Below are 21,772 nucleotides of genomic sequence, written 5' to 3'. Positions count from 1 at the left end.
GTTCCCGCGGAACAAACGGCGAGAAGGTCCCGGTCACCGGCTCAGGCCGCCCGGGATCCTCCAAATCGGGTGACCGGAATGAGCCGGAACAACCCACGGCTCGACCGGTGGTGGCCGTCCGAGCCACTGCCCGGGTACGCCCCGCAGCAGCCGGATTGCTGGTTCGGTGCGCGATACTGGGATCGAACCAGTGACCTCTACCGTGTCAAGGTAGCGCTCTCCCGCTGAGCTAATCGCGCGAGGCGGAGGCGGGAATCGAACCCGCGTACAGGGCTTTGCAGGCCCTTGCCTGAGCCACTCGGCCACTCCGCCGAAGCCACCGGCTCAACGTCACTCGGACGAGCCGGTCGCAGAGCGGATGACGGGATTCGAACCCGCGACCCTCACCTTGGCAAGGTGATGCGCTACCGCTGCGCTACATCCGCACTCACGACGGAGCCGAGATCCTTCGCTCGGCGCCTCCGCCGTGTTCGGTCAAAACTCTAGACCACGCCGTGAACGGCGATCGAAGCGGGGGGTCCCGTGCGGACAATCAGCACGACAGCGGGCCGGAGCCCGCCGTCACCACCCGCGGGCGGCCCCAACGCGGTTTCCCAGGCGACGCACGGTCACGAGAGATCGTGCGGCAGCAACCTCGTGATCGCCTCGTCGATACTGACCCAGAGTCCCTCGTTGCCCGGCACCACCACGTCGTAGGTGCGATCCAGGAAGTCCGCCAGTTCCTGGGCGGACGCCTCGAACACGGCGTGTCCCGAGGGTGAGCTCAGCTCGATCACCACGACCTCGGGGTCGTCGGCGGCGGGCCTGATCGCCACGTCGCCCTCACCCGCGTGCGCGATCAACCCGTCGGCCAGCAGATCACGCGCGAACACCCATTCGACCCAGCCCGCACGACCGGTGCGGAACGCCGCGACGACGGCGTAGGGGTCGCGAGTGTCGTACCGCAGTTCCACCTGAACCGGAACGGCGGGCGTCTGCGGGGCCAGCAGATCGAACACCGCTGTCGAACGAAGGGTCACATGATCGTTACGCATCGTCCTCGCCTTCCTAACTCCCTCCCGGTCGCAGCGAAGCCGACCGAGCTACACAGTTGTGACGGTTATCCGGGTCCGTTCGCTCGCAAACAGCGAATAGATCACCCGTACGGGGGAAAACTAATTCGCTGAGCTACTACAGAACTCCGTAGCGTAGCCAACAACTCCGGGGGCGGACAAATTCCGCGATTCATCAACACGAGCCTCACCGCCTCGAAGAAAACCACCGATCTCACCGATCCGCAATCGGCGCCCCGGTCGGTTCCGCGGCGAGCCGAAACAATGCTTCCGGACCTTCTCGTGCGACCCACCCGCACCACCCCCGGTCGGGCACATGTACGAACCCGTCGACGACGCCCCCGGAGGACCACCACAACGCTCAAGGACCGAACCGGTCGATGCCTCGCGGCCACCACGGGACGCTGGTTTTCAGGATAGTCGATAGTTGTACGACAAGCCGTTTCACACAAGAGCCCCGGGAGAGGCACACCACAAATGTTCACCGAAACGGGCTAATATCAAATACTCCACTCTCGGGTTTTCACGCCTGAACCCGAAACCCAAAAGCGAGACCGGCGTCACAATGTGATATACACGATCACATCATCGCCGCGCCCATGACGAACACCCGGAACGAAATATGCGCCGCACGAGCCACTCTACAGGCACTGCCGCAGCACGTAGGCTGAGACACTGACGGGGAGTCCCTGTAGTACCGACGGGAACGACATGGGACCGAGAGAGCACCCGGAAAGCAGGATCGGTCGGCAGGCAGGTGTGTTCTGAGTAAGACAGCAGAGCCCGGTTCGCGACATCACGAGAACGAACCGCCGAACGCACACCTCTCGGGCTGGCGCGCACGCGTGCACCGCTTACGAGAGCGATTCCGCGCGCGCCGGGAGCGGATACGCGCCAGACCGGCGCTGAACACCCTTTATCGCTTCGGTCTCGGACTGCTCGGCGGGATGGTACTCCTGCTGGGCCTGGTACTCATTCCCTATCCGGGTCCCGGTTGGCTGTGCGTGTTCGCGGGCCTCGGGCTGCTCGCCACCGAATTCGCCTGGGCACACCACGTGAACATGTTCGCCAAACGCCACTACCAGCGCTGGATCCACTGGCTGTCCCGGCAACATCCGGCGACCCGACTGGCGGTGATGACGGCCACCGGCGTCGTAGTGGTGGCCACTCTCTGGCTCATCGGCGCTTTTGACCTGGTCGGAGACTTCCTCGGTCTGCGGTGGAGCTGGCTGGCCTCCCCCCTGTTCCAGGCGTGAAAAGGATCGTGTAAGCTTCTTGTTGTCGCTGCGACAGGGCGGCAACGGGCGATTAGCTCAGCGGGAGAGCGCTTCGTTCACACCGAAGAGGTCGCTGGTTCGAACCCAGCATCGCCCACCGAAGTCGGCCCGGGATGACATGATCCCGGGCCGCTCTCTTTCCCGGAGATTTTTTCTCCTTCTTTCGGGTAGCGTGAGACGCCGCACCGTAATGCGCGGGTTTTATTCGTCTTCCATGACTCGGACGAGTGTTGACAACTCACTCCGTACCGGTTCCGTGAGTGATATCGGACGGAACGTGACCACGCATCCGTGAAGTCAATCTTCAACGAACTTCGCCACGAGTGACCACCGACTCATGATTCCTCCGAGACCGCCGTTGTTCCCAATTTTCACACAAGCCGTTTCGGATGAGGATTTTCGACATAGTCACGGACCCGATCGACGGGACTTCGGATCATCTCCACCACCTCGCGTTCGATATCGTGCTTCGAATCATTATTTCATGACTCTTCGTGTTCAGCCGAAAACCGAAAGTGACTTTAAGGTGGCGCGGGATCAACTGTTCCCCGAGGAGAACGGATCGGTTCCACCGATGCCGGTGTAGACGACCGCGCCGGTAACGAGTCGATTAATGACCGCGGCGCCGACGAGCATTCCGACACCAATCCGAGAACAGGACGAGTTTCACCGTGCCGCACGAAGCCACGAGGCATTACCGACGAGGAAAGGGACGGAACTCGCTCGCGTGGCCGCCCCTCCCCCCAGCAGGGGCTTCGCCCACCGCCGGTAGCAGGCTTTCGGCACCCACCGCCCTCGTTCACGGTCACACCCGCGGGAGACGACATCGAAAGTCGTTCTCGGACCCGCTTCGGTCCCAGCACGTCGAGCGACCCGGCCGGACGCTTCCGATCAGTCGCCGAGCGAGGTGGCCCGGCGTACCAGCCCGTGCAACGCACTGCTGACAACGGTGACGATGATCGCTCCCCAGAAGGCGGGCCAGAAACCCTCGACGTGGAACGGAAGATCGAGGTTCCCGGCTATCCAGCTGGTCAACCAGAACAACAGCGCGTTGACCACCAGGCCGAACAACCCGAGGGTGAGGATATAGAGCAGGCACCCCAGCGTCTTGGCGACCGGCTTGAGCACCACGTTGACGATGCCGAACACCACGGCCACGACGAGCAGTGTCAACGCCTGGGTGGCCACCCCATCGGTTCCGGCCCCTTGGTCGCCGAGCGTGATCCCGGGCAGTGCGGTGGTCACCCAGACCGCCACGGCTGTGATCAGTATGTGCACTACGAGCGCCACGATGTTCCTCCTCGTGGTTGCCTGCCGTTCGCACCGCACACGCTACGCGGGAAGATCACCCTCTCCCGACTCCCCGCCGTGTTTCCCTCGGTCGTGCTAGCGGAGTTCCCGGCAGGAGAGCGGAGTCCCGTGGCGAGAGGGCCGCCTTATCGCTCAGGGAGGGCTCACAGCGTAGGGCGAGGGGCCCCGATGCGCGGAGCGCATGGCACCGCGACGGGATGTTCCGGGCGCGGGGACTGCCGAACCGCCGTACTCGTCGGTAACCTGTGTGCGATTCGGTGGTCCGGCACATCCGTTCCGAGCGTCGAGCGCGGGTGGGCGAACCCCACGGGCAACACAACCGGCAGGAAGCGAGCAGTATGCGGATCGGGATGCCGCTGAACTACAGCGGGGGATTCAAGGAGACGGTCGACGAGCTGGTCGACTACGAAAAGGCCGGGCTGGACATCGTCTATGTCCCGGAGGCGTACTCGTTCGACGCGGTCAGCCAGTTGGGGTTCATCGCGGCGCGCACCGAACGTCTGGAGATCGCTTCCGGCATTCTGCAGGTCTACACCAGGACACCGACGCTGACCGCCATGACGGCGGCCGGAGTGGACTTCGTCTCGGACGGACGGTTCACGCTGGGTATCGGCGCCTCGGGACCCCAGGTGATCGAGGGCTTCCACGGGCTGCCCTACAAGGCACCACTGGGCCGCACCCGGGAACTGGTCGAGATCTGCCGCAAGGTGTGGCGCCGGGAGAAGCTCGCCCACGAGGGCAAGCACTACAACATTCCGCTGCCTGCCGAAGAGGGCACCGGTCTCGGCAAACCGCTCAAGCTGGTCAACCACCCGGTTCGGGAGCGGATACCGATCATGATCGCGGCGATCGGGCCCAAAAACGTGGCGATGACGGCGGAGATCGCCGAGGCGTGGGAACCGATCTTCTACGTTCCGGAGAAGGCCGCCGAGGTATGGGGCGACTCGCTGGCCGAGGGCCGCGCGAAGCGGGACGCCACACTGCCGGAGCTGGACACGGTGGTGCAGGCACCGCTGGCCATCGGTGAGGACCTGGACGAGCTGCTCGACTCGATGCGTCCGATGCTGGCGCTCTACATCGGCGGCATGGGCGCCAAGGGCCAGAATTTCTACAACAACCTGGCCCGACGCTACGGCTACGAGGCCGAGGCGGAGCGAATCCAGGACCTCTACCTGGACGGCAAGAAGGACGAGGCGGCAGCGGCGGTTCCCCGCGAGCTGCTGACCAAGACCTCGCTGATCGGACCGGAGAGCCACGTGCGCGAGCGCATCGCCGCGTTCCGCGAGTCGGGTGTTACCACCCTGAACGTGACGCCGCTGGCGGGCAGCGCCGCCGAGCGCACCGCGCTGATCGAGCGGGTGCGCCACCTCGCGGACGAGGCCTGAGTCCCTCTCCCGCGCCTGTCGGAGGCGACAGGCGCGGGAGGCGGATCATTTCGCTCGGTCCGCGTTGAGCACCCGCACCGGCGTGCCCGCCAGAAACTGCCGGATGTCCTCCACCGTTTCGGTGAAGAACGCCCGGTAGGTGTTCTCCGAGACGTAACCGATGTGCGGAGTCAACACCGTTCGGGGCGCGTGGCGCCACGGATCGTCCTCGGGGAGCGGCTCGCGCTCGAAGACATCGATCCCGGCACCACCAATACGGCCCTCGTGCAACGCGGAAAGCAGCTCCCGCTCGTCGACGATCGGGCCGCGGGAGGTGTTGACCAGTATGGAGTCCGGCCCCAGCAGGTCGAGCTCGGCGCGACCCACGAGTCCGCGGGTTCGCTCGCCGAGTTTGGTGTGTACGGTGACCACGTCGGAGGCGGCGAACAGCTCACGCTTGTCCACCGCTGTGGCGCCCGCCTCCCGTGCGCGTTCCGCCGTGAGGTTCTCGCTGAAGGCGAGCACCTCCATGCCGAACGCACGGCCCACCGTGGCGATCTGCGCACCGATACGGCCGAGCCCGAGGACTCCGAGCGTGCCGCCCGCGAGGTCCTTGCCGACGGTGTGCTGCCAGCCCCCGGTGCGCACGGCCCGATCCTCCCGCGGAATCGCTCTGGCCACCGCGAGGATCAGACCCCACGTGAGTTCCGAGGTGGTGCTCCAGTCGGCTCCGGCCCGCATCCCGTTACCGGTGCCGCACACCGTCACCCCCAGTTCGGCCGCTGCCGCCGTGTCGATGGCAGCATTTCCCATGCCGGTGGTGACCAGCAGCTTCAGGTTCGGCAACGCGCGCAGCACTTCCGCGGGGAAGGCTGTCCGTTCCCGCATCGCCGCGACCACCCGGAACGGTTCGAGCTCGCGTACCAGTTCCGACTGGTCCGCGATGTGCTCGTCGAACACGGTCACCTCGGTGTTCGCGGGCAGGGTGTGCCAGTCCCCGAACTCGCGGGCCACGTTCTGGTAGTCGTCGAGGACGGCGATCCTGACAGTGCTGTCCGCGCTCGCGGTGGCGTCCTCGGCGGCGGAACCGTCGTGGGCGGGGGTGCTGTCGGCTCGCATGGGGCTCCCGGTTCGTGATCGGAGTGCTGCGGTGTCCGTGTCGCTCATTCGCTCGATCGGCCACACTACCCGCCTGCTCGCCGGGCGCGGTTCGCCAGGAAACATCACCGGTACGAAACGAACTCCGAGCCGGTACCGCCGCGGCGGGGCCACCTGACAACGCCACGGCGGCCCCCGGGAAACTGACCCCTGTGAATACCTCGACCTTGTTCCACCTGCTTCCGTCGGAGTCCTACCACTCGACCCCGGGGGAGACCATCGGCGCGGACTCCCTGCGGCGGGAGGGGTTCGTGCACTGCTCACCGGATCCGGAGACGACGTTGGCCGTGGCCAACACGCTCTACCGTTCCGCCGAGGAGCAGCTGGTACTGCTCGAACTCGACGCCACGGCGTTGTCCGCCCCCGTACGCTGGGAACCTCCCGCTCCGAGCCCGCCGGAAGGCGTGGCCGCGGAAACCCTGTTCCCCCACGTCTACGGTCCACTGGACCGGGCGGCGGTCCGCGGGGTGCGCTACGCGCGGCGGGACACCCACGGCCGTTTCGTCTCGTTCGAAACCAGAGGTACCACCGCCGAACTGCTGGATCTGCTGCCGCACCCGGAGGGCGGCTGGTACCGGCGTACCTGGACCTGCGCCACGACTTCTCATCCGCCGGATCGTGGTCCGCGCCCCAGTGCGACGGCGATCCACTACCTGTTGCCCGCCGGGGAACGTTCGCGGTGGCACCGGGTCGAGTCGGACGAGTTGTGGATGTGGCACTCGGGACCGGCACTACTGATGCACGGCGCGGGCAACGGCGCTGAACCGGCGGAGCGGACGGAGACGATCACGCTGGGTGCTGACCTGGCGGCGGGCCAACTGCCCCAGTCACTTGTTCCCGCCGGCCACTGGCAGTGTGCCGAGAACACCGGTGACGCCGACGTCCTGGTCAGTTGTGTGGTCTCCCCCGGATTCGACTTCGCGGACTTCCGAATGATCTGACTCGGCCGCCGGTGGAGTCCGGGGTTCCGGCAACGATCGGTTCGGTGTCCGATGTGCTCGCGCGGTGCCGAGTCGAGTGGGTCTGAAGGGTTCGGTGCCGACGAACCGCTGCTCGACCCAGTTCATCGCCAGCAGGGCGATCACGATCGTTCCGATGCCCGTGGTGGCCGTGACCGCGAAGACCGCAAGAGAATTCACCAGCAACCACCCCCGAGGATGCTTCGGCTCGTGTGTCCGGCGCTCGCGCAGCGACTCCCGCGAGGACTGACGCGGGAATTCCGGTCGGAAGAATTGACCGTTTCGAGCGTGTCGACTCCATCGACAACGGTAACGGCTCACCGGGAACCTCGCTGACCGAGAAACGGGACTCCCTCGATCAGGTGACTAACTGATCATCTCACTGCGGAGCGTGAACACCGGCCTCGTGTCGTTCACCTCGCCGGGATCGGCGATTTTCCCGCCCGCGGACGAACCCGCCCTCCGGCCCGGGCGCCGGCACGGGGAACCCACCCTCCGGCCCGGGCGCCGGCACGAGCTCACGGCGGCTCGACAACGAGCGTGCCGGGAACCGTGGCGGTAACATCTGCCCGGCGAATCGCGAGTGAGCTCCCGGAATCGTTCGCCACCGCCGAACACCTCGCCGGAGAGGGGCGACACGGTGCGGAACTACGCGGTCCACCTCATCTGCCATCTGCTCGTCGTGTCCGCCGGGCTCGTCGGCGGGATCGCGGCCGGGCTCTGGTTGTTCGACAGCAACGCCGCCGCGGGATGGTTGGCACTCCTGGCGCTGCTAGTGGCGCTGGGAGTGTTGGCACTGCAGACGGGCTACCTACGGCGCGAACGCGCGTTCCCCGAACCGCGCGCCCCACGCCACCCACACGGACGCCGCACCCTGCCGGAACCGGGGACACGCTGAGAAACCGTTCGTCCGGCGTCACCCCGTGACAGGAACCGACACCCCAACACTCCGAAGCGGTGCGGATCTCACCGTGTCCGAGGAAGTGTGACCACCGAACCGTCAGCGACCGAACGGCGTGCCGCCTCGATCACTTCGAGTCCCCGCAGGGCGTCGGCCGGATCGACCGGCGGGGCGACCCCCGACTCCAGTGTTCGCACGACTCCGGCGTAGAAATCCTGATAACGGCCGGGCCTGCTGGGCCAGGGACGGGTCTCGGGCTCGACACCGAGGGAGCCCCAGTTCTCCCTCGGCTCCTCGCCCCACCCCGGCTCCCCGGGAAGGCTCCCCTGCCGCAGTGCCGCTTCCTGCGGATCCAGTCCGTACTTGGTGAACGCCGCGCGATCTCCCAGGACCCGAAACCGCGGTCCCTGCTGCGCGGCGAGTTTGCTCACCCAGAGGTGGCTGTACTGACCCCCGGTGTGCCGCAGCGCCAGGAAGGTGTCGTCATCGGCGGCCACGTCGGGACGAATGGTGTCCATCTCCGCGTAGACCGATTCGACGTCGCCGAACAGACACAGTGCCTGATCGATCAGATGGCTGCCCAGATCGTAGAGCACACCCCCGGCCTCTCCCGGACCGCCCTGGTCGCGCCAGGAGTCCTTCGCCACGGGAACCCAACGCTCGAACCGGGACTCGAACCGGTGCACCCGCCCCAGCGAGTCGGAGTCGAGGAGTTCCCGAACGGTGAGCATGTCGTTGTCCCAGCGGCGGTTCTGGAAGACGGTCAAGGGGACACCGCGATCCTCGGCACGCGAGATCAGTTCCCTGGCCTCCTCCGCCGTGGGGGTGAACGGCTTGTCGACCACCACCGGAACTCCGGCGTCGAGCGCACGCGCGGTCAGCTCCGCGTGACTGCTGTTCGGAGTGGCGATCACGAGGAGATCCATTTCGTCCGCCCGCCGGAACAACTCCGTGGCATCGGAGTGGACACGGGCCTCCGGATACCGGGACACCACCTGCTCCGCACGCTGCCCGCTGGAGGTGACCACGGCATCCAGCCGCAACCGCGGCTGCGCCGCGATGAGCGGGGCGTGAAAGGCGGAACCCGCCAGACCGTAACCGAACAGACCGACCCGAAAACGTCCCTCCGAATCCATGCCCCCATTACATCAAGCGGGCCATCGGCCCCCGATGTGCCCGTCTCGGACGGAGTCGCCGCTCTTACGGCGGACGGGGATCTCGGGGTCGGGCGCGGATCCCGGCACGGACGGGCCGCGTCCGGGGCGGACCAGCCCGGTTTCGTAGGCCAGGATGACGAGCTGGGTGCGCGAACTCAGGTTGAGTTTCTGCATCACGTGGTAGACGTGCGACTTGACGGTCAACTCGGCGAGTCCGAGGTTCTCGGCGATCTCGGCGTTGGAGCCCCCGCGCGCCACCTGGAGCAGCACGTCCCGCTCCCGATCGGTCAGCGGCGCCAGTTCGAGCGAGGCGTCGCGCATCTCCAGCGCGGCGAACCGGTGCAACAGCCTACGCGTGACGCTCGGGGAGAGCAGGGCGTCGCCCGACGCCACGGTGCGAACGGCGCGGAGCAGTTCCTCCGGCGGTGCGTCCTTGAGCAGGAAACCGCTGACTCCGGCCCGCAGCGCGGAGTAGACGTACTCGTCCAGGTCGTGGACCGTAAGCATGATCACGGCTGTGCGTCCGTGCGTGGCTCGAATGATCTCGCGTGCCGCGACGATGCCGTCGGTACCGGGCATCCGTATGTCCATCAGCACCACGTCCGGCATTCGCCGCCGAACGGCGGCCACGGCACTGCGGCCGTCATCCGCCTCGGCGGTCACCCGAAGATCCGGCTCGGCCGAGAGCAGGGCCACCAACCCACCACGAATCATCGCCTGGTCATCGGCGACCAGCACGTCCGTGACCGACTGCGTCACCACCTACGGACCTCCTCGGAACACCCCGGGTCCGAAATTTCCGGGCACGGTAGCACGGCAGACAAGTGAAAACCGTTCGAAACAGGATGCGCCGTCAAGGTGCCCCCGAGCAACGACACCCGCTCCCGAAGTCCGATCAAACCATGCCCGGTGGAACCGGGATCGCCCTGCGCCACCTGTCTCGCGTCGTGGTCCGTCGAACGGACCCGGCCGAGGAAATCGGCGGTGTGATTGTTCACTTCGATGTCCAGTCCGGAGGCCCGGTAGCTCAATGACACGCGCGCGTACCCTCGCCCGGCGTGCTTGAGCACATTGGTCACCGCCTCCTGGATCACCCGATAAGCCGTCATCTCCACCCCCGCGTCCAGTTCGCGCACCCGGCCGATGCGCTGCAGTCGCCAGGTAACCCCGGTTCCACGCACCGAATCGATCAACTCGTCCAATTGCGCCAGACGAGGCGCCGGGGTGCGATCATCGCCGCCCCCGGAAGGAGCTCCCTCAACGGAGTCGGAGCCGTCCCTGGAATCGCCCCTGCCGTCGGGAACGGCCCCCTCGTCGCTGTCTTCCCCGGGAACCGCGCGCAACGCGCTGACCAACTGGCGCATCTGCTCCAGGGAGGAACGCGAGGTCTTCTCGAGCTCCCGGAGCGTGTCCCTGGCGTGGTCGGGATCGCGATCCACCAACGAGCGGGCCACTCCGGCCCGCAGCGCCACCACCGAGAGATTGTGCGAGACGATGTCGTGGAACTCGCGGGCGATGCGGGCTCGCTCCACGGCCGCCGCTTCCCTGGCGAGCTGGTCCCGCGCCCGGTCGAGCAGATTCACCGCCTGTTCGAGCTGTGCGGCCTGCCTGCGTTTGATCCGCATGGCCCTCCCCCAACCGAGCACCATGACCACGTTGACCAGTGCGCCGAGCAGCATCACCGTAGCGGCGTACGGCGACATCGAGGACAGCCTGCTGAGGGGCCAGATCATCGCCACCGCCCCAGCGGAGACCGTGGTGGGGAGTTCACCACGTACGCACACCGAGTAGACGCTGATCAGGATGGCCAGATTCAGCGGCCCCACCGGCTCCTCGACGCGGGTGAGCACGATGGCGACCGTCACCAGCACCACCAGGCTCACCCACGGCAGGAACCGGCGTAACAGCAACACGGCCAAGGCGGGCAGACCGAGTGACAACGACCAGCGAAACGCCTCTCCCTGATGGGAGGGCAGGAAGACCACGAGCAGGTGACAGCAGACGAAGACGGCGACCAGCCCGATCTCCAGCAGTGCTCTGTACCACCGCTTCGGAATCGGGACCGGTAAGGAGACCGCCTCGGAATTCCCGTTGCGCAACAGGGAGCCCTTTCGGAGTACCGGCGTGGGGATGCACAACAGTACTTGCCCGCGCGGTTCCGATCACCCGGGCGAAACGACTTCCTCACCGCACTCCCGGCAGGGTCGGGATCGGCGGGCTCGGAACCGTCGGGCGAGCTCGGACGACTCCGGCCGAGAAAGTCCTGTTCGGACCGGTCCCGGAAGCGCCCCTCCGAGGTTCGGGCTTTCGGCGGAGTGTAGGACGACGAAGCTCGGTAACTCGGCAGGACTGCTCGGGTTGCCGTTCGGAGTTGATCTCGGATCCAATGAACGGCATGAACGTTCGAATGTGCCAGCCGCCGTCGGCTCCGATGAACGCGAACCGCCGCCCCGGGGCCGCGCACTGTCCGGGCGGGCCACTATCGCACCGCTTCGGAAGAGAATCCAACCGATGAGTACGCCAACATCACCATCCTATGTGGATTTCACGAGCCAGTTGCCCCTGCGCCTGGGTGCCCTCGTCCCGCTGACACGGCCCGGCTGGGTCGAGGCCGGTCGACACCTGCTCGCAGGACTGGAGCTGGCGGTTCGCGAGGTCAACGACTCCGGCGGGATCGGTGGCAGACCGCTGGAACTGGTGATCCGGGACACGGCTGCCGATCCGGAGCGAGCCGCGGCGGCAGTGGACGAACTGGCCGGTCTGGACGTGGCCGCCGTGATGGGCGAATACCACAGCGTCGTCGCGCGTTCCGCCGCCGTTCGGGCCGATGCCATCGGCGTGCCGTTCCTGTGCTCCTCCGCCGTGCTTGACGCGCTCACCGACGAACCGACGGAGTGGGTCGCGCGACTGGCCCCGGCCCAGTCCCACAGCTGGCGGGTCTACGCGGACTTCCTGCTGGCAGCGGGCCGGGCTCGGGTCGCGGTGGCGACCCAGCCGAGCGTTTACTGGGCCTCCGGCACCAGCATCCTGCGGGAGCACCTCGCCCCCCGGGGCGGCACCGTCGTCGAGCTCGACACGAACACTCTCGCTCCCGAGGAACTGTGCGACGCGCTCGTCGAGAGCAGCGCTACGGCACTCCTCCTACTGGTCGGCCATCCGGAGCCCGCGATGCCGATCGTCCGGGCCGTTCGGGGCGACCGACGACTCGCGGAAATCCTGATCGGTGCTCCGGCCGGGCAACCGGAGTTCACCGAATGGAGTGCGGCGCTGGGCACGGCAGGTGCCGGGATCCCGTTCCTGAGTTACCTGCCCGAGCAACTCGGCCCGCTCGGCGAGCGCGTCGAAAAGGAACTCGGCGAGCTGCTGGGCAAAGCGCCCTCCTTCGTCGCCTTCGAAGGATGGGACACCGTCGCCGTCCTGACCGAGGTGCTTCGTGCATACGGCACGGACCGGGCGGCTGTGTCCGGGGCATGGCCGCTGGTCACGGTCGAGGGCACCCGCGGGTCGATTCGGTTCACCCGCGCGCCGGGCGGCAGTGTTCGGCAATGGGCTCGGCCACCGGTCCGAGTCGTTGACCGGGACCCGGCGAAGCTCGCTCGGCTCCGGATTCGCCACACCGGCTGAACCCACTGTGCGCAACGAAGCGACCGTGCTGGTCATCGGCGACGACGAGCCGTCGTGACCAGCACTACGGAAACGGCTACAAAAACCGAGGCCACGAAGTCCCGTTAGTACCCCCGGTTCTTCCACTCGCTCAGCCGCGGCCGCTCGGTGGCGATCGTGGTACTGGGGCCGTGGCCGGGACGGACGATGGTGTCGTCCGGCAGCGTGAACAACCGGTTCGCGATCGACTCGATGATCACGTCGAAATCCGAATAGGAACGACCCGTGGCGCCCGGTCCTCCGGCGAAGAGGGTGTCGCCGGTGAACACCGTGTTCAGTTCCGCCGAGTACAGACTCACCGCGCCGGGTGCGTGCCCCGGGGTGTGCAACACCCGCAGCCCGGCCCCGGCCGCTACGCCGATCACCTCGTCATCGACCAGCATCCGGTCCGGTTCCCGGTTCGGATGCGTCATCCGCCAGAGCACCGAGTCGTCGGGGTGCAGCAGAATCGGCGCTCCCACGGTGTCGGCCAGTTCGGGAGCGAACCGGACGTGGTCGTCGTGTCCGTGGGTGGCGATGATCGCCGACACGTCACGCTCCCCGACGAGTTCCAGGATCGCGTTCACGTCGTGCGGGGCGTCCACGACCACGCACTCGTGATCGTCACCGATCACCCAGACGTTGTTGTCGACCTCGTGGGTCTGCCCGTCCAGCGAGAACGTGCCGGAAGTGGTCGTGTGGTCGATACGCGCGTTCACAACACCACCACCGAACGGAGAACGTCGCCGCTGCGCATCCTGCCGAACGCGGCTTCCACCTCACCCAGCTCGATCCGCTCGGTGACGAACTTCTCCAACGGCAGTCTCCCCTGCAGCGACATCTCGATCAACGCGGGAAAATCCCTGGTGGGCAAGCAGTCGCCGTACCAGCTCGATTTCAACGCGCCACCTCTGGCGAACACGTCCAGCAGTGGTAGATCCAGCCGCATCTCGGGCGTGGGGACCCCGACCAGCACGACCGTACCCGCCAGGTCACGGGCGTAGAACGCCTGTTCGTAGGTACGCGGGCTGCCAACGGCCTCAACCACCAGGTCCGCACCGAATCCGTCGGTGACTTCGCGGATCGCCTCGATCGGATCGGTTCGGCCCGCGTCCACTGTGTGGGTGGCGCCGAATTCACGGGCCCACTCCAACTTGCGGGGGTCGGTGTCGACGGCGATCACTCGACGCGCCCCGGCCATGACGGCACCGGTCACCGCACCGTCGCCCACACCGCCACAACCGATCACGGCCACCGAGTCCCCGGGCCCCGCCGCCCCGGTATTGACGGCAGCGCCGATACCGGCCATCACACCGCAACCGAGCAGACCGGCCACCGTGGGACTCGCGGACGGGTCGACCTTGGTGCACTGTCCCGCGGCCACCAGGGTCTTCTCCGCGAACGCACCGATGCCCAACGCGGGTGACAGTGGGGTGCCGTCGCGCAGCGTCATCGGCTGGGTCGCGTTGTGGGTGTCGAAGCAGTACTGCGGGCGTCCCCGTCGACACGCCCGACACCGGCCGCAGACGGCACGCCAGTTGAGCACCACGAAATCACCGACCACCGAATCGGTGACGTCGGGCCCCACTTCCTCCACCACACCGGCGGCCTCGTGCCCCAGCAGGAAGGGGAACTCGTCACTCACTCCGCCGTCGCGGTACTGCATATCGGTGTGGCACACCCCGCACGCCTGCACACGCACCAGCGCTTCTCCGGGCCCGGGCTCGGGAACCCGGACAGTGGTGACCTCCACCGGCCGTTCCGCGCCGGTCGCGACCACCCCACGAACCTCAGTCGCCACCAACAACCTCCGGTAATCAAGCGAAACCTCGCGATCCGATCATCGTCGTACGGCGGGGCCACGAGCACAACCACGACGCCGGAACCGTCGCTCGATCGAATTGTCGAGGACCGCCAGGCATACTGCCGACGCCGGCAGCGGCCGATCACATCGGTGAGCACGCTGAGTCATCGTTGGATCACACTGCGATTGTGGCGTTCACCGCTGCCGTAGTCGGTGCACCCCGGACTCATGGTGAACATCTCCACCACAGGTAGTGCTCTGTAACGCCGCGCCCCCGGAGGAGACAAACAGGATGTGGGCATGAGCTGGGACGATTCCCGACACCGGCGGCAACTGGACCTGACGCGTCCCTGCGGCGCGCGAATCACCGACGCCTTCCTCGGGGGCTGCCACAACTTCGGTGTCGAGCGGGAGTTCGTGGAACGTGCCGAGCGGAGGATTCCCGGCATCACCGCCACGATGCGGGAAAGCCGGGCGTTCCTGCGTCGCGCGGTCGACCACTCCCTCGCCTCGGGGATCAGGCAGTTCATCGACCTCGGTTCGGGCCTGCCGACCGTGGGCCACATCCACGAGATAGCGGGCAGGCTCACTTCCGAATACCGGGTCGTCTACGTGGACAACGAACCGTTGACCGCGACGTACGGTGCTCGGCTGCTGGCGGACGAACCGAACACGGGGCTGCTGCACGAGGACTGCCGCGAGATCGACTCGGTGCTCGCCGCGCCGGAACTACGACGGCTGATCGACCTGAGCGAGCCGGTGGTGCTGGTCCTGACCGGTGTGGTGCACTCCCTGCCGGAGAGCTCGGACCCGCGTTCACTGGTGAATTCCTACCGCCGGAAGCTGGCGACCGGCAGCCACCTGGTGCTCGCCCACTTGACCGACAGCTTCCAACCGGAGTGGGCCCGAACCCTGCAACGACTGTACGCGGAGAGCTCGGATCCGGTGTTCGCCCGCGGTACCGGTTGGATCGACACGCTCTTCGGGGACTTCGAGATACTGGCCCCCGGGACGGGACCGCTCACGGCCTGGCGCCCCGATCCCCGGGAAACCGGGAAGACCGAACGCTGTCGGATGCTCTACGGCGGAATCGGCCGCAAACATGACCCGGCGGAAGTCGTTTCGGCGACAGCCGGTTCAGTGGGCACGCCGCACCGTTGTGCGGCGCCACACGATCCACAGCGAAACGGCGGCGAGCAGAGCCACCAATCCAGCGGCGGACCACGCCTCGGCCAGTCCGGCGTGCGAGGCCACCACCCCGAATAGCAGCGGCCCGGCGCTACCGCCGATGTAGACGCCGGTCTGGCTGACCGAGGTCGCGCCCGCGACCCGTCCGGGGTACAACCCGGCCACCGCGAAGTTGAGCAGCCCCGGCCACGACCAACCCGCACCGAAACCGACAACGGCTCCGATCAGGAATGCCACCGGCAGCGGCAGCGCCATCAGCACGAATCCCGCGGAGCCGATCAACAGCAGCAGCGTGATCACCGCTATGGGATTCGGGTTCCTGCGGTCCGCCAGCACCCCCATCGTCAACCGCATGCACAGTCCGGCGACCGAGCCCACGGCCAGCACCAGCCCGGCGGCGCCGGGGTCGAAACCGACCTGCACTCCGGTGGTGGTCACGAAGGAACCCAGCGAATTCGCCGCCGCCGAGGCGAGCCCCGCTGCCAGGGTTATCAGCAGCAGCACGCTCCTGCCCGGCTCGGCCGAGTCCCGTTTCGTACCTGCGGCGGAACCGCCGTGTCCGGTCACGCTCCTCGGCACGGACAACGCGGCACCCAGTCCGACCAACGCCGCCCCCGCGAAGGCCCAGCGCCAGCTGAACGTCAGTGCCACCGCCGGCACGGCCAACCCCGCCAGCAGAGTGGACGCCGGAATGGCGGACTGCTTGATGCCGAAAGCGGTGGCGCGACGGTTCGCGGGCACACACCGCGCGATCAGCAGATTGGAGGCGGGCTGCCCCAGGGCGTTGGGAAGCCCGGCCAACCACAACATCACCAGCAGCCAACCCAGATTCCGAGAAGCCGCGATCCCCCCGGCGCAAACCGCGCTGCCCACCGCGGCCAGCCGCATCGCCGGAACGGGCCCGATCCGCTCGGAGAGCCAACCCATCAGCCGGGAGGAAAGCGCCGCCACCGCGAAGAACCCGGCGGCCCCCGCACCGAGCACGGCGGGGCCGAAACCGAAGTCCTGTTGCAGTTGGACCCCGAGACCACCGACGAGAAACGCGGGCAGGATTCCCACTGTCACCACCACCGCGACCGAGGACATCACCCGTTTGGGCAATCGGACCACGGGGTCACGTGTCAGCGGCATCGCTTCCGGCATCACGGCACCAGTCCTCATCGGCTCCGGTAACGGGCACCCCATGTCCTAGCACCCCGTACCGTTACACCGAACGGACTAGTGACCGATCCCTCGCCCGAGGCTCCGGTTCGCTCGCCCACACCCCGGTGCACATTTCGCGGGAAATCGACACCGCCCTGCCTCACCGACGCTTCCCTGCCGTGTTGTCGGGCGGGATCGGTCTTTTACGGTTCCGAAAACACCGAAAGCCACCTCACCAACGCGACCACCCGCAGGTTCTCCCGTGCGGCTCTCGCGAGGACGCCGGAGACGTGGCGTAGTACCTACTCGATGTCACCGGCCCCGCAGCGAGAGCCGTGCGAGAGGTTCCGCCGAGCGAGCGACCCACCAACCCGACCGGAAAACTTCAATCAGTCCCGGAAGGCCTGCATCCCCGTCATCGCGGCACCGATCGTCAGCGCGTGCATCTCGGAGGTTCCCTCGTAGGTCAGCACCGACTCGAGATTGGTCATGTGCCGCATCACCGGGTACTCCAGCGAGATGCCGTTGGCGCCCAACACGGTCCGCGCGGTGCGCGCGACCTCCAACGCGCCGCGCACGTTGTCCAGCTTTCCGAAACTGACCTGCTGCGGCAGCAGCCTTCCCTCGTCCTTGCGCCTGCCGAGGTGCAGCGCGAGCAGCCGGCCGTTGTGCACCCGCACCGCCATGTCGGCGAGCTTGGACTGGGTGAGCTGGTGGCCGGCCAGGGGTTTGCCGAACTGCTCGCGCGTGGTGGAGTAGTCCAGCGCCGTGCGCAGACAGCTGTGCGCGGCACCGGTGGCTCCCCAGACGATGCCGTACCTGGCCTCGTTCAAACAGCTCAGCGGACCACGCAGTCCGGTCGCTTCCGGCAACACGGCGTCCTGCGGCAACCGGACGTCGTCGAGGACGAGCTCACTGGTGACGGAGGCGCGCAGCGAGAGCTTGTGACGCATCTCCGGCGCGGCGAATCCCGGTGTGTCGGTGGGCACGACGAAACCACGGATGCCCTCATCGGTGCTCGCCCAAACGACCGCGACATCGGCGATCGTACCGTTGGTGATCCACATCTTGCGACCGTTGAGGACCCAATCCGTCCCGTCCCGGCGTGCCGAGGTGCGCATCGAGGCCGGATCCGAGCCGTGGTCGGGTTCGGTCAGGCCGAAACAGCCGATGGCCTCACCGGCCGCCATGCTCGGCAACCAGTGCTGCTTCTGCTCCTCGGAGCCCCAACGCCACAGGGCGAACATCGCCAGCGACCCCTGCACCGACACCAGCGAGCGGAGACCGGAGTCACACGCCTCCAGCTCCTCGCAGGCCACGCCGTAGTCCACAGCCGACATCCCGGCACAGCCATAGCCGTCCAGATGCATACCGAGCACGCCGAGCCCACCGAGCTCACGCGCCAGCTCGCGGGCCGCGGGCAGCTCACCGTTCTCGAACCACTCCCCCACGTAGGGCTGTACCCGGTCGCGACACAGCGCACGGACGCTGTCCCTGATGGCCAGTTGTTCGGTGCTGAGCTCGTCGTCGATGCCCAGCGGGTCGCGGGGATCGAAGTCCGGGCGGGTTCCGGCGTTCATCTGCTCATGCCTCCAAGGACGCGTCAGATCGGGTGATTGTCCATCCCCGAACCGGTGAGATCGCGAGCGCGCGAATCCGGTTCGGGCGCGGCCGGGGGCACCCCGCGGCCGAGCAGCCAGTCGAGGATCTCGGTGTTGTGTTCGCCCAACCGCGGTGGCGGGGAGGGATGGGCGTGGCCGGACTCGGACAGTCCTATCGGGTTGCGTACCGACGGGGAGTCCCCGCTGCCGGGGGCAATGGTGGGGTCCAGGCCCAGGGACTCCGCGTAGCGCACCGCACCGGCCAGATCGTTGACCTGCCCGCAGGCGATTCCCACCCGTTGCAGCCGGTGTTGCCAGGCGGCGGCCGGGCGCGCCCCGAGCACGTTCTCCAGCTCGACCACGAGTTCCTCGCGGTGGTGTACCCGAGCCGCGTTGGTGGCGAATCGCGGGTCGTCGGCCATTCCGACGAGCCCGAGGGTTTCGGTGAACCTGCGGAACTGCTCGTCGTTGCCCACCGCGACGGCGAGCGACGCGTCCTCACAACGCAGTGTCTCGTAGGGGGCGATACTGGGATGCCGGTTTCCCATACGTTCCGGACTCTCACCGGTGGCGAGGAAACCACCGACCTGGTTGACCAGCCCGGAAAGCAGGCTGGAGAGCAGGTTGACCTCGATGTGCTGCCCGCGTCCGGTGGACTCGCGCTGCCGCAGCGCGGCCAGAACACCGAGCGCCGCGTCCTTGCCGGTGAGCACGTCGACGACGGCCACACCCACCTTGTTGGGCGGCCCGTCCGGCTCCCCGGTGATGCTCATCAGCCCGCCGACGGCCTGCACCACGAAGTCGTACCCGGCCAGCTCCGCCCCTTCCGCACTGCCGAAACCGGAGACGGAGACGTAGAGCAGGCCCGGGTTCTCCGCGTGGAGGCTTTCGAAGTCGAGTCCGAACCGCTCCAGTGCGCCCGGCTTGTGGTTCTCCACCAGCACGTCGGCGCGACGGGCGAGCTCGATCGCGGCAGCACGGTCGCGCTCCGCGGTCAGATCGAGGGTAACGCTGTGTTTCCCCCGGTTCAGCGATTCGAAGTAGGCAGAGCCCGATTCGGTCCACGGCGGACCCCAGGCCCGGGTGTCGTCCCCGGTGTCGGGGCGTTCGACCTTGACGACGGTGGCACCGAGATCGGCGAGCAGCATCGTCGCGTAGGGGCCCGCGAGCACCCGGCTGAAGTCCGCGACGAGCACCCCCTCCAACGGCAGAGTCCGCGCCATTCGGCTCCCACTTTCTCGCACTCGCGGCGCGTGTCGCGTCCTGTCGGTGTCCTCCGCCACCGCCGTACGGCGGCCTTTCGGACGGCCGAGTGTGCTCACCTCCACGGCTTCGGTGGTACGGAAGGCTCGCGCGGCGTAAGGTTGGATCCAATATACAGTCGAGCGAGCACCGGTCAAGCCGAACCGAATGTGAGAGGAACTACCCGTCCGACCGCATCGGTCCAGTAACGGCTTTCCCGGAAACGGGGCTCGGCGGGCGCGCCGAAGAGGTGCCGGGCCCCTCGACTCCGACAGCGGATCACGGGAGCCATATGCCACGACCGCCGACAACCCAGCAGTTCGTGCTCGACGAGCTGCGCAGGGCGATCCTGTCCCGTGAACTGGCACCGAACCAGCCGATACGGCAGGACAGTGTGGCCCACGAGCTGGGGGTGAGCCGGGTACCGCTCCGGGAGGCACTCAAAACGCTGGAGGCGGAGGGGCAGGTGGTCTACCGCCCGCACCGCGGCTACACGGTCGCCGAGCTGTCACTGGCGGATCTGCTCGAGGTCTACCGGTTACGCGAACTGCTGGAGACCGAGGCCTCACTGGTTTCGGCCACCAAGGCCGACGAGGCGGACTCGGCGACGGTGCGGGCGGAACTGCGTGCCGTCGCCGAGGCGGCGACGAACGACGACCTGGTGGAGATGATCGCGGCCAACCGCCGGTTCCACTTCGCGATACTGGAACCGGCGGACATGCCGTGGCTGATGCGCATGGTGCGCACGCTGTGGGACACCACCGACGCCTACCGCGCGGTGTACTACAACGCCCCCGACAACCGGAGTCGCGTGCTCGCCGAGCACGAGGCGATCGTGCGTGCCTTCGAGGCTCGCGACGGTGCGGAACTGGCCGAGCTGCTGCGGCAACACCGGGAACACGCCGTGGCGGCGCTGCGGGCGACACTGAGCGACGCGGCGAACGGCTGAGTGGGCGCCGCCGTTCGGGAGCCCACCTCGCGTGGCCGGACTTCAGTAGTCGTAGAACCCTCGCCCCGACTTCTTGCCGTTCAGTCCGGCGTCGACCATGCGCCGCAGCAACGGCGGGGCCGCGTAATTGGGATCACCGTACTCGGCGTGCATCGAGTCGGCGATGGCGACGATCGTGTCCAGCCCGACCATGTCGGCCAGTGTCAACGGCCCCATCGGGTGAGCACAGCCGAGCACCATCCCGTTGTCGATGTCCTCGGCCGAGGCGAAACCGCCCTCGTACATCCGCACCGCGGAGAGCAGGTACGGCACCAGCAGCGCGTTGACCACGAAACCGGCCCGGTCCTGCGCCCTGATGGGTTGCTTACCGAGCTGTTCGGTGGCGAACGCGGCGGCCACCCGGACGGTTTCCTCCGAGGTGACCAGTGCGGGCACCAGTTCGACGAGTTTGAGCACCGGTACCGGATTGAAGAAGTGGACACCGATGACGCTGCCGGGCCGCTCGGTGGCGCCCGCCAGCTTGGCGATCGGGATGGAGGAAGTGTTGGAGGCCAGCACCGCGTCCCGGTCGGTGACCACCCTGTCGAGCTCGGCGAACACGCCGGTCTTGATGTCCGGGTTCTCGGCCACGGCCTCGACCACCAGCTGCCGGTCGGCCTGCTCGGCCAGTTCGTTGGTGATGCGCAGCCGGGCCAGTGCCGCGTCCCGGTCCTCCTCGGCGAGTTTGCCGTTGCCGACCGCGCGGTCCATGGACTTCCGGATCCGTGCCCGGGCAGCCTCCGCCGCGCTCTCGTCGATCTCGGAAAGCACCACGTCGAGACCTGCCCGAACACTGACCTCGGCGATACCCGAGCCCATCAGGCCGCCACCCACGACACCGACACGTTGGATCTGCCCCACCACTGAAGTCCTTTCGCGCGACGACCGAACACCGAGCCCACGCTCGGCGTTCGGGAAGTACTCGACCGAGAATTACCGAACAGTAACCCCGATTACCCTAGTAGCTCCACCAAGGCACGAAAAC

The 21,772-nt window shown here is 67.3% G+C and carries 18 protein-coding genes, 4 tRNA genes and 1 pseudogene; 8 read left to right on the top strand and 15 right to left on the bottom strand.

Annotated features, from left to right (window positions below):
* Window positions 1-167: 167 nt before the first annotated feature.
* The 4 genes from ACOQFL_RS00930 to ACOQFL_RS00915 form a co-directional block, all read right to left on the bottom strand.
* Window positions 168-239 (bottom strand) — tRNA-Val (locus ACOQFL_RS00930).
* A gap of 1 nt (window position 240) precedes the next feature.
* Window positions 241-312 (bottom strand) — tRNA-Cys (locus ACOQFL_RS00925).
* 41 nt (window positions 313-353) lie between these two features.
* Window positions 354-425 (bottom strand) — tRNA-Gly (locus ACOQFL_RS00920).
* 183 nt (window positions 426-608) lie between these two features.
* A complete protein-coding gene (locus ACOQFL_RS00915; RefSeq protein ID WP_092628535.1) occupies window positions 609-1,034 on the bottom strand; it encodes an SsgA family sporulation/cell division regulator in 426 nt (141 codons plus the stop codon).
* Window positions 1,035-1,897: 863 nt separating this feature from the next.
* On the opposite strand from ACOQFL_RS00915, the gene ACOQFL_RS00910 reads away from it, so the two are divergent.
* Both ACOQFL_RS00910 and ACOQFL_RS00905 read left to right on the top strand, forming a co-directional pair.
* Window positions 1,898-2,308 carry a TIGR02611 family protein gene (locus tag ACOQFL_RS00910; protein ID WP_435542157.1) on the top strand — a complete coding sequence of 137 codons (411 nt, stop codon included), beginning with the start codon at window positions 1,898-1,900 and terminating at the stop codon, window positions 2,306-2,308.
* A 46-nt stretch (window positions 2,309-2,354) separates the two neighbouring features.
* A tRNA-Val gene (locus ACOQFL_RS00905) sits at window positions 2,355-2,426 on the top strand.
* A gap of 794 nt (window positions 2,427-3,220) precedes the next feature.
* On the opposite strand, the gene ACOQFL_RS00900 is transcribed toward ACOQFL_RS00905, so the two are convergent.
* Window positions 3,221-3,619: a phage holin family protein gene (locus tag ACOQFL_RS00900; RefSeq protein WP_435542156.1), complete on the bottom strand. Its 399-nt coding sequence runs from the start codon at window positions 3,617-3,619 to the stop codon at window positions 3,221-3,223.
* Window positions 3,620-3,978: 359 nt separating this feature from the next.
* Here ACOQFL_RS00900 and ACOQFL_RS00895 point away from each other — a divergent pair, with 359 nt between their 5' ends.
* Window positions 3,979-5,025: an LLM class F420-dependent oxidoreductase gene (locus tag ACOQFL_RS00895; protein ID WP_435542155.1), complete on the top strand. Its 1,047-nt coding sequence runs from the start codon at window positions 3,979-3,981 to the stop codon at window positions 5,023-5,025.
* A gap of 45 nt (window positions 5,026-5,070) precedes the next feature.
* On the opposite strand, the gene ACOQFL_RS00890 is transcribed toward ACOQFL_RS00895, so the two are convergent.
* The gene (locus ACOQFL_RS00890) at window positions 5,071-6,123 is read right to left on the bottom strand and encodes a D-2-hydroxyacid dehydrogenase family protein (protein WP_435542154.1); all 1,053 of its coding nucleotides are present in this window, start codon (window positions 6,121-6,123) and stop codon (window positions 5,071-5,073) included.
* Window positions 6,124-6,314: 191 nt separating this feature from the next.
* Here ACOQFL_RS00890 and ACOQFL_RS00885 point away from each other — a divergent pair, with 191 nt between their 5' ends.
* Complete coding sequence (locus ACOQFL_RS00885) at window positions 6,315-7,103, top strand: cupin domain-containing protein (RefSeq protein ID WP_435542153.1); 789 nt, start codon at window positions 6,315-6,317, stop codon at window positions 7,101-7,103.
* 658 nt (window positions 7,104-7,761) lie between these two features.
* Window positions 7,762-8,019, top strand: coding sequence for a hypothetical protein (locus ACOQFL_RS00880; RefSeq protein WP_435542152.1), 258 nt, complete (start codon window positions 7,762-7,764; stop codon window positions 8,017-8,019).
* Between the two features lie 68 nt (window positions 8,020-8,087).
* On the opposite strand, the gene ACOQFL_RS00875 is transcribed toward ACOQFL_RS00880, so the two are convergent.
* The 3 genes from ACOQFL_RS00875 to ACOQFL_RS00865 are packed head-to-tail and all read right to left on the bottom strand — an operon-like array spanning window position 8,088 to window position 11,278.
* Window positions 8,088-9,158, bottom strand: coding sequence for a Gfo/Idh/MocA family oxidoreductase (locus tag ACOQFL_RS00875; RefSeq protein WP_435542151.1), 1,071 nt, complete (start codon window positions 9,156-9,158; stop codon window positions 8,088-8,090).
* Window positions 9,159-9,170: 12 nt separating this feature from the next.
* Window positions 9,171-9,938: a response regulator gene (locus ACOQFL_RS00870; protein WP_435542150.1), complete on the bottom strand. Its 768-nt coding sequence runs from the start codon at window positions 9,936-9,938 to the stop codon at window positions 9,171-9,173.
* On the bottom strand, window positions 9,935-11,278 hold the full coding sequence (locus ACOQFL_RS00865; protein WP_435542149.1) for a sensor histidine kinase: 1,344 nt from the start codon (window positions 11,276-11,278) through the stop codon (window positions 9,935-9,937). The genes ACOQFL_RS00870 and ACOQFL_RS00865 overlap by 4 nt, the downstream gene beginning before the upstream one ends.
* Window positions 11,279-11,690: 412 nt before the next feature.
* Between ACOQFL_RS00865 and ACOQFL_RS00860 the strand changes: the two genes are divergently transcribed.
* A complete protein-coding gene (locus ACOQFL_RS00860; RefSeq protein WP_435542148.1) occupies window positions 11,691-12,803 on the top strand; it encodes an ABC transporter substrate-binding protein in 1,113 nt (370 codons plus the stop codon).
* A gap of 104 nt (window positions 12,804-12,907) precedes the next feature.
* Here ACOQFL_RS00860 and ACOQFL_RS00855 read toward each other — a convergent pair whose 3' ends face one another.
* A complete protein-coding gene (locus tag ACOQFL_RS00855; protein WP_435542147.1) occupies window positions 12,908-13,540 on the bottom strand; it encodes an MBL fold metallo-hydrolase in 633 nt (210 codons plus the stop codon).
* Window positions 13,537-14,622, bottom strand: a complete 1,086-nt coding sequence (locus ACOQFL_RS00850) for an S-(hydroxymethyl)mycothiol dehydrogenase (protein WP_435542146.1) — start codon at window positions 14,620-14,622, stop codon at window positions 13,537-13,539. Before ACOQFL_RS00850 ends, ACOQFL_RS00855 begins: the two co-directional genes overlap by 4 nt.
* 303 nt (window positions 14,623-14,925) lie before the next feature.
* Here ACOQFL_RS00850 and ACOQFL_RS00845 point away from each other — a divergent pair.
* A pseudogene (locus ACOQFL_RS00845) lies at window positions 14,926-15,714 on the top strand (SAM-dependent methyltransferase); the annotation flags it as partial.
* A 48-nt stretch (window positions 15,715-15,762) separates the two neighbouring features.
* Here ACOQFL_RS00845 and ACOQFL_RS00840 read toward each other — a convergent pair.
* The 3 genes from ACOQFL_RS00840 to ACOQFL_RS00830 all read right to left on the bottom strand — a co-directional run bounded on the left by ACOQFL_RS00840 (window position 15,763) and on the right by ACOQFL_RS00830 (window position 19,780).
* Entirely contained in the window at window positions 15,763-16,974 is a 1,212-nt protein-coding gene (locus ACOQFL_RS00840; RefSeq protein ID WP_435542145.1) for an MFS transporter, read from the bottom strand.
* Window positions 16,975-17,345: 371 nt separating this feature from the next.
* A complete protein-coding gene (locus ACOQFL_RS00835; RefSeq protein WP_435542144.1) occupies window positions 17,346-18,536 on the bottom strand; it encodes an acyl-CoA dehydrogenase family protein in 1,191 nt (396 codons plus the stop codon).
* Between the two features lie 23 nt (window positions 18,537-18,559).
* The gene (locus ACOQFL_RS00830; protein ID WP_435542143.1) at window positions 18,560-19,780 is read right to left on the bottom strand and encodes a CaiB/BaiF CoA transferase family protein; all 1,221 of its coding nucleotides are present in this window, start codon (window positions 19,778-19,780) and stop codon (window positions 18,560-18,562) included.
* A 311-nt stretch (window positions 19,781-20,091) separates the two neighbouring features.
* Here ACOQFL_RS00830 and ACOQFL_RS00825 point away from each other — a divergent pair, with 311 nt between their 5' ends.
* Entirely contained in the window at window positions 20,092-20,748 is a 657-nt protein-coding gene (locus tag ACOQFL_RS00825) for a GntR family transcriptional regulator (RefSeq protein WP_435542142.1), read from the top strand.
* Window positions 20,749-20,790: 42 nt separating this feature from the next.
* Here the strand turns inward: ACOQFL_RS00825 and ACOQFL_RS00820 are convergent, their stop codons facing one another.
* Entirely contained in the window at window positions 20,791-21,648 is an 858-nt protein-coding gene (locus tag ACOQFL_RS00820) for a 3-hydroxybutyryl-CoA dehydrogenase (RefSeq protein WP_435542141.1), read from the bottom strand.
* Window positions 21,649-21,772: the final 124 nt, after the last annotated feature.

Source organism: Actinopolyspora sabaoui, assembly GCF_051225635.1.
Lineage (GTDB): Bacteria > Actinomycetota > Actinomycetes > Mycobacteriales > Pseudonocardiaceae > Actinopolyspora.
The sequence above is the reverse complement of the archived record's forward strand: the minus strand, read 5'-3'. Positions and strand labels throughout refer to the sequence as shown.

Bases quoted from the DNA above. Each gene is read 5' to 3' on its own strand.
- ACOQFL_RS00915 (WP_092628535.1), bottom strand. From the start codon at position 1,034: ATGCGTAACGATCATGTGACCCTTCGTTCGACAGCGGTGTTCGATCTG.
- ACOQFL_RS00895 (WP_435542155.1), top strand. From the start codon at position 3,979: ATGCGGATCGGGATGCCGCTGAACTACAGCGGGGGATTCAAGGAGACG.
- ACOQFL_RS00890 (WP_435542154.1), bottom strand. From the start codon at position 6,123: ATGCGAGCCGACAGCACCCCCGCCCACGACGGTTCCGCCGCCGAGGAC.
- ACOQFL_RS00875 (WP_435542151.1), bottom strand. From the start codon at position 9,158: ATGGATTCGGAGGGACGTTTTCGGGTCGGTCTGTTCGGTTACGGTCTG.
- ACOQFL_RS00860 (WP_435542148.1), top strand. From the start codon at position 11,691: ATGAGTACGCCAACATCACCATCCTATGTGGATTTCACGAGCCAGTTG.
- ACOQFL_RS00840 (WP_435542145.1), bottom strand. From the start codon at position 16,974: ATGAGGACTGGTGCCGTGATGCCGGAAGCGATGCCGCTGACACGTGAC.
- ACOQFL_RS00835 (WP_435542144.1), bottom strand. From the start codon at position 18,536: ATGAACGCCGGAACCCGCCCGGACTTCGATCCCCGCGACCCGCTGGGC.
- ACOQFL_RS00830 (WP_435542143.1), bottom strand. From the start codon at position 19,780: ATGGCGCGGACTCTGCCGTTGGAGGGGGTGCTCGTCGCGGACTTCAGC.
- ACOQFL_RS00825 (WP_435542142.1), top strand. From the start codon at position 20,092: ATGCCACGACCGCCGACAACCCAGCAGTTCGTGCTCGACGAGCTGCGC.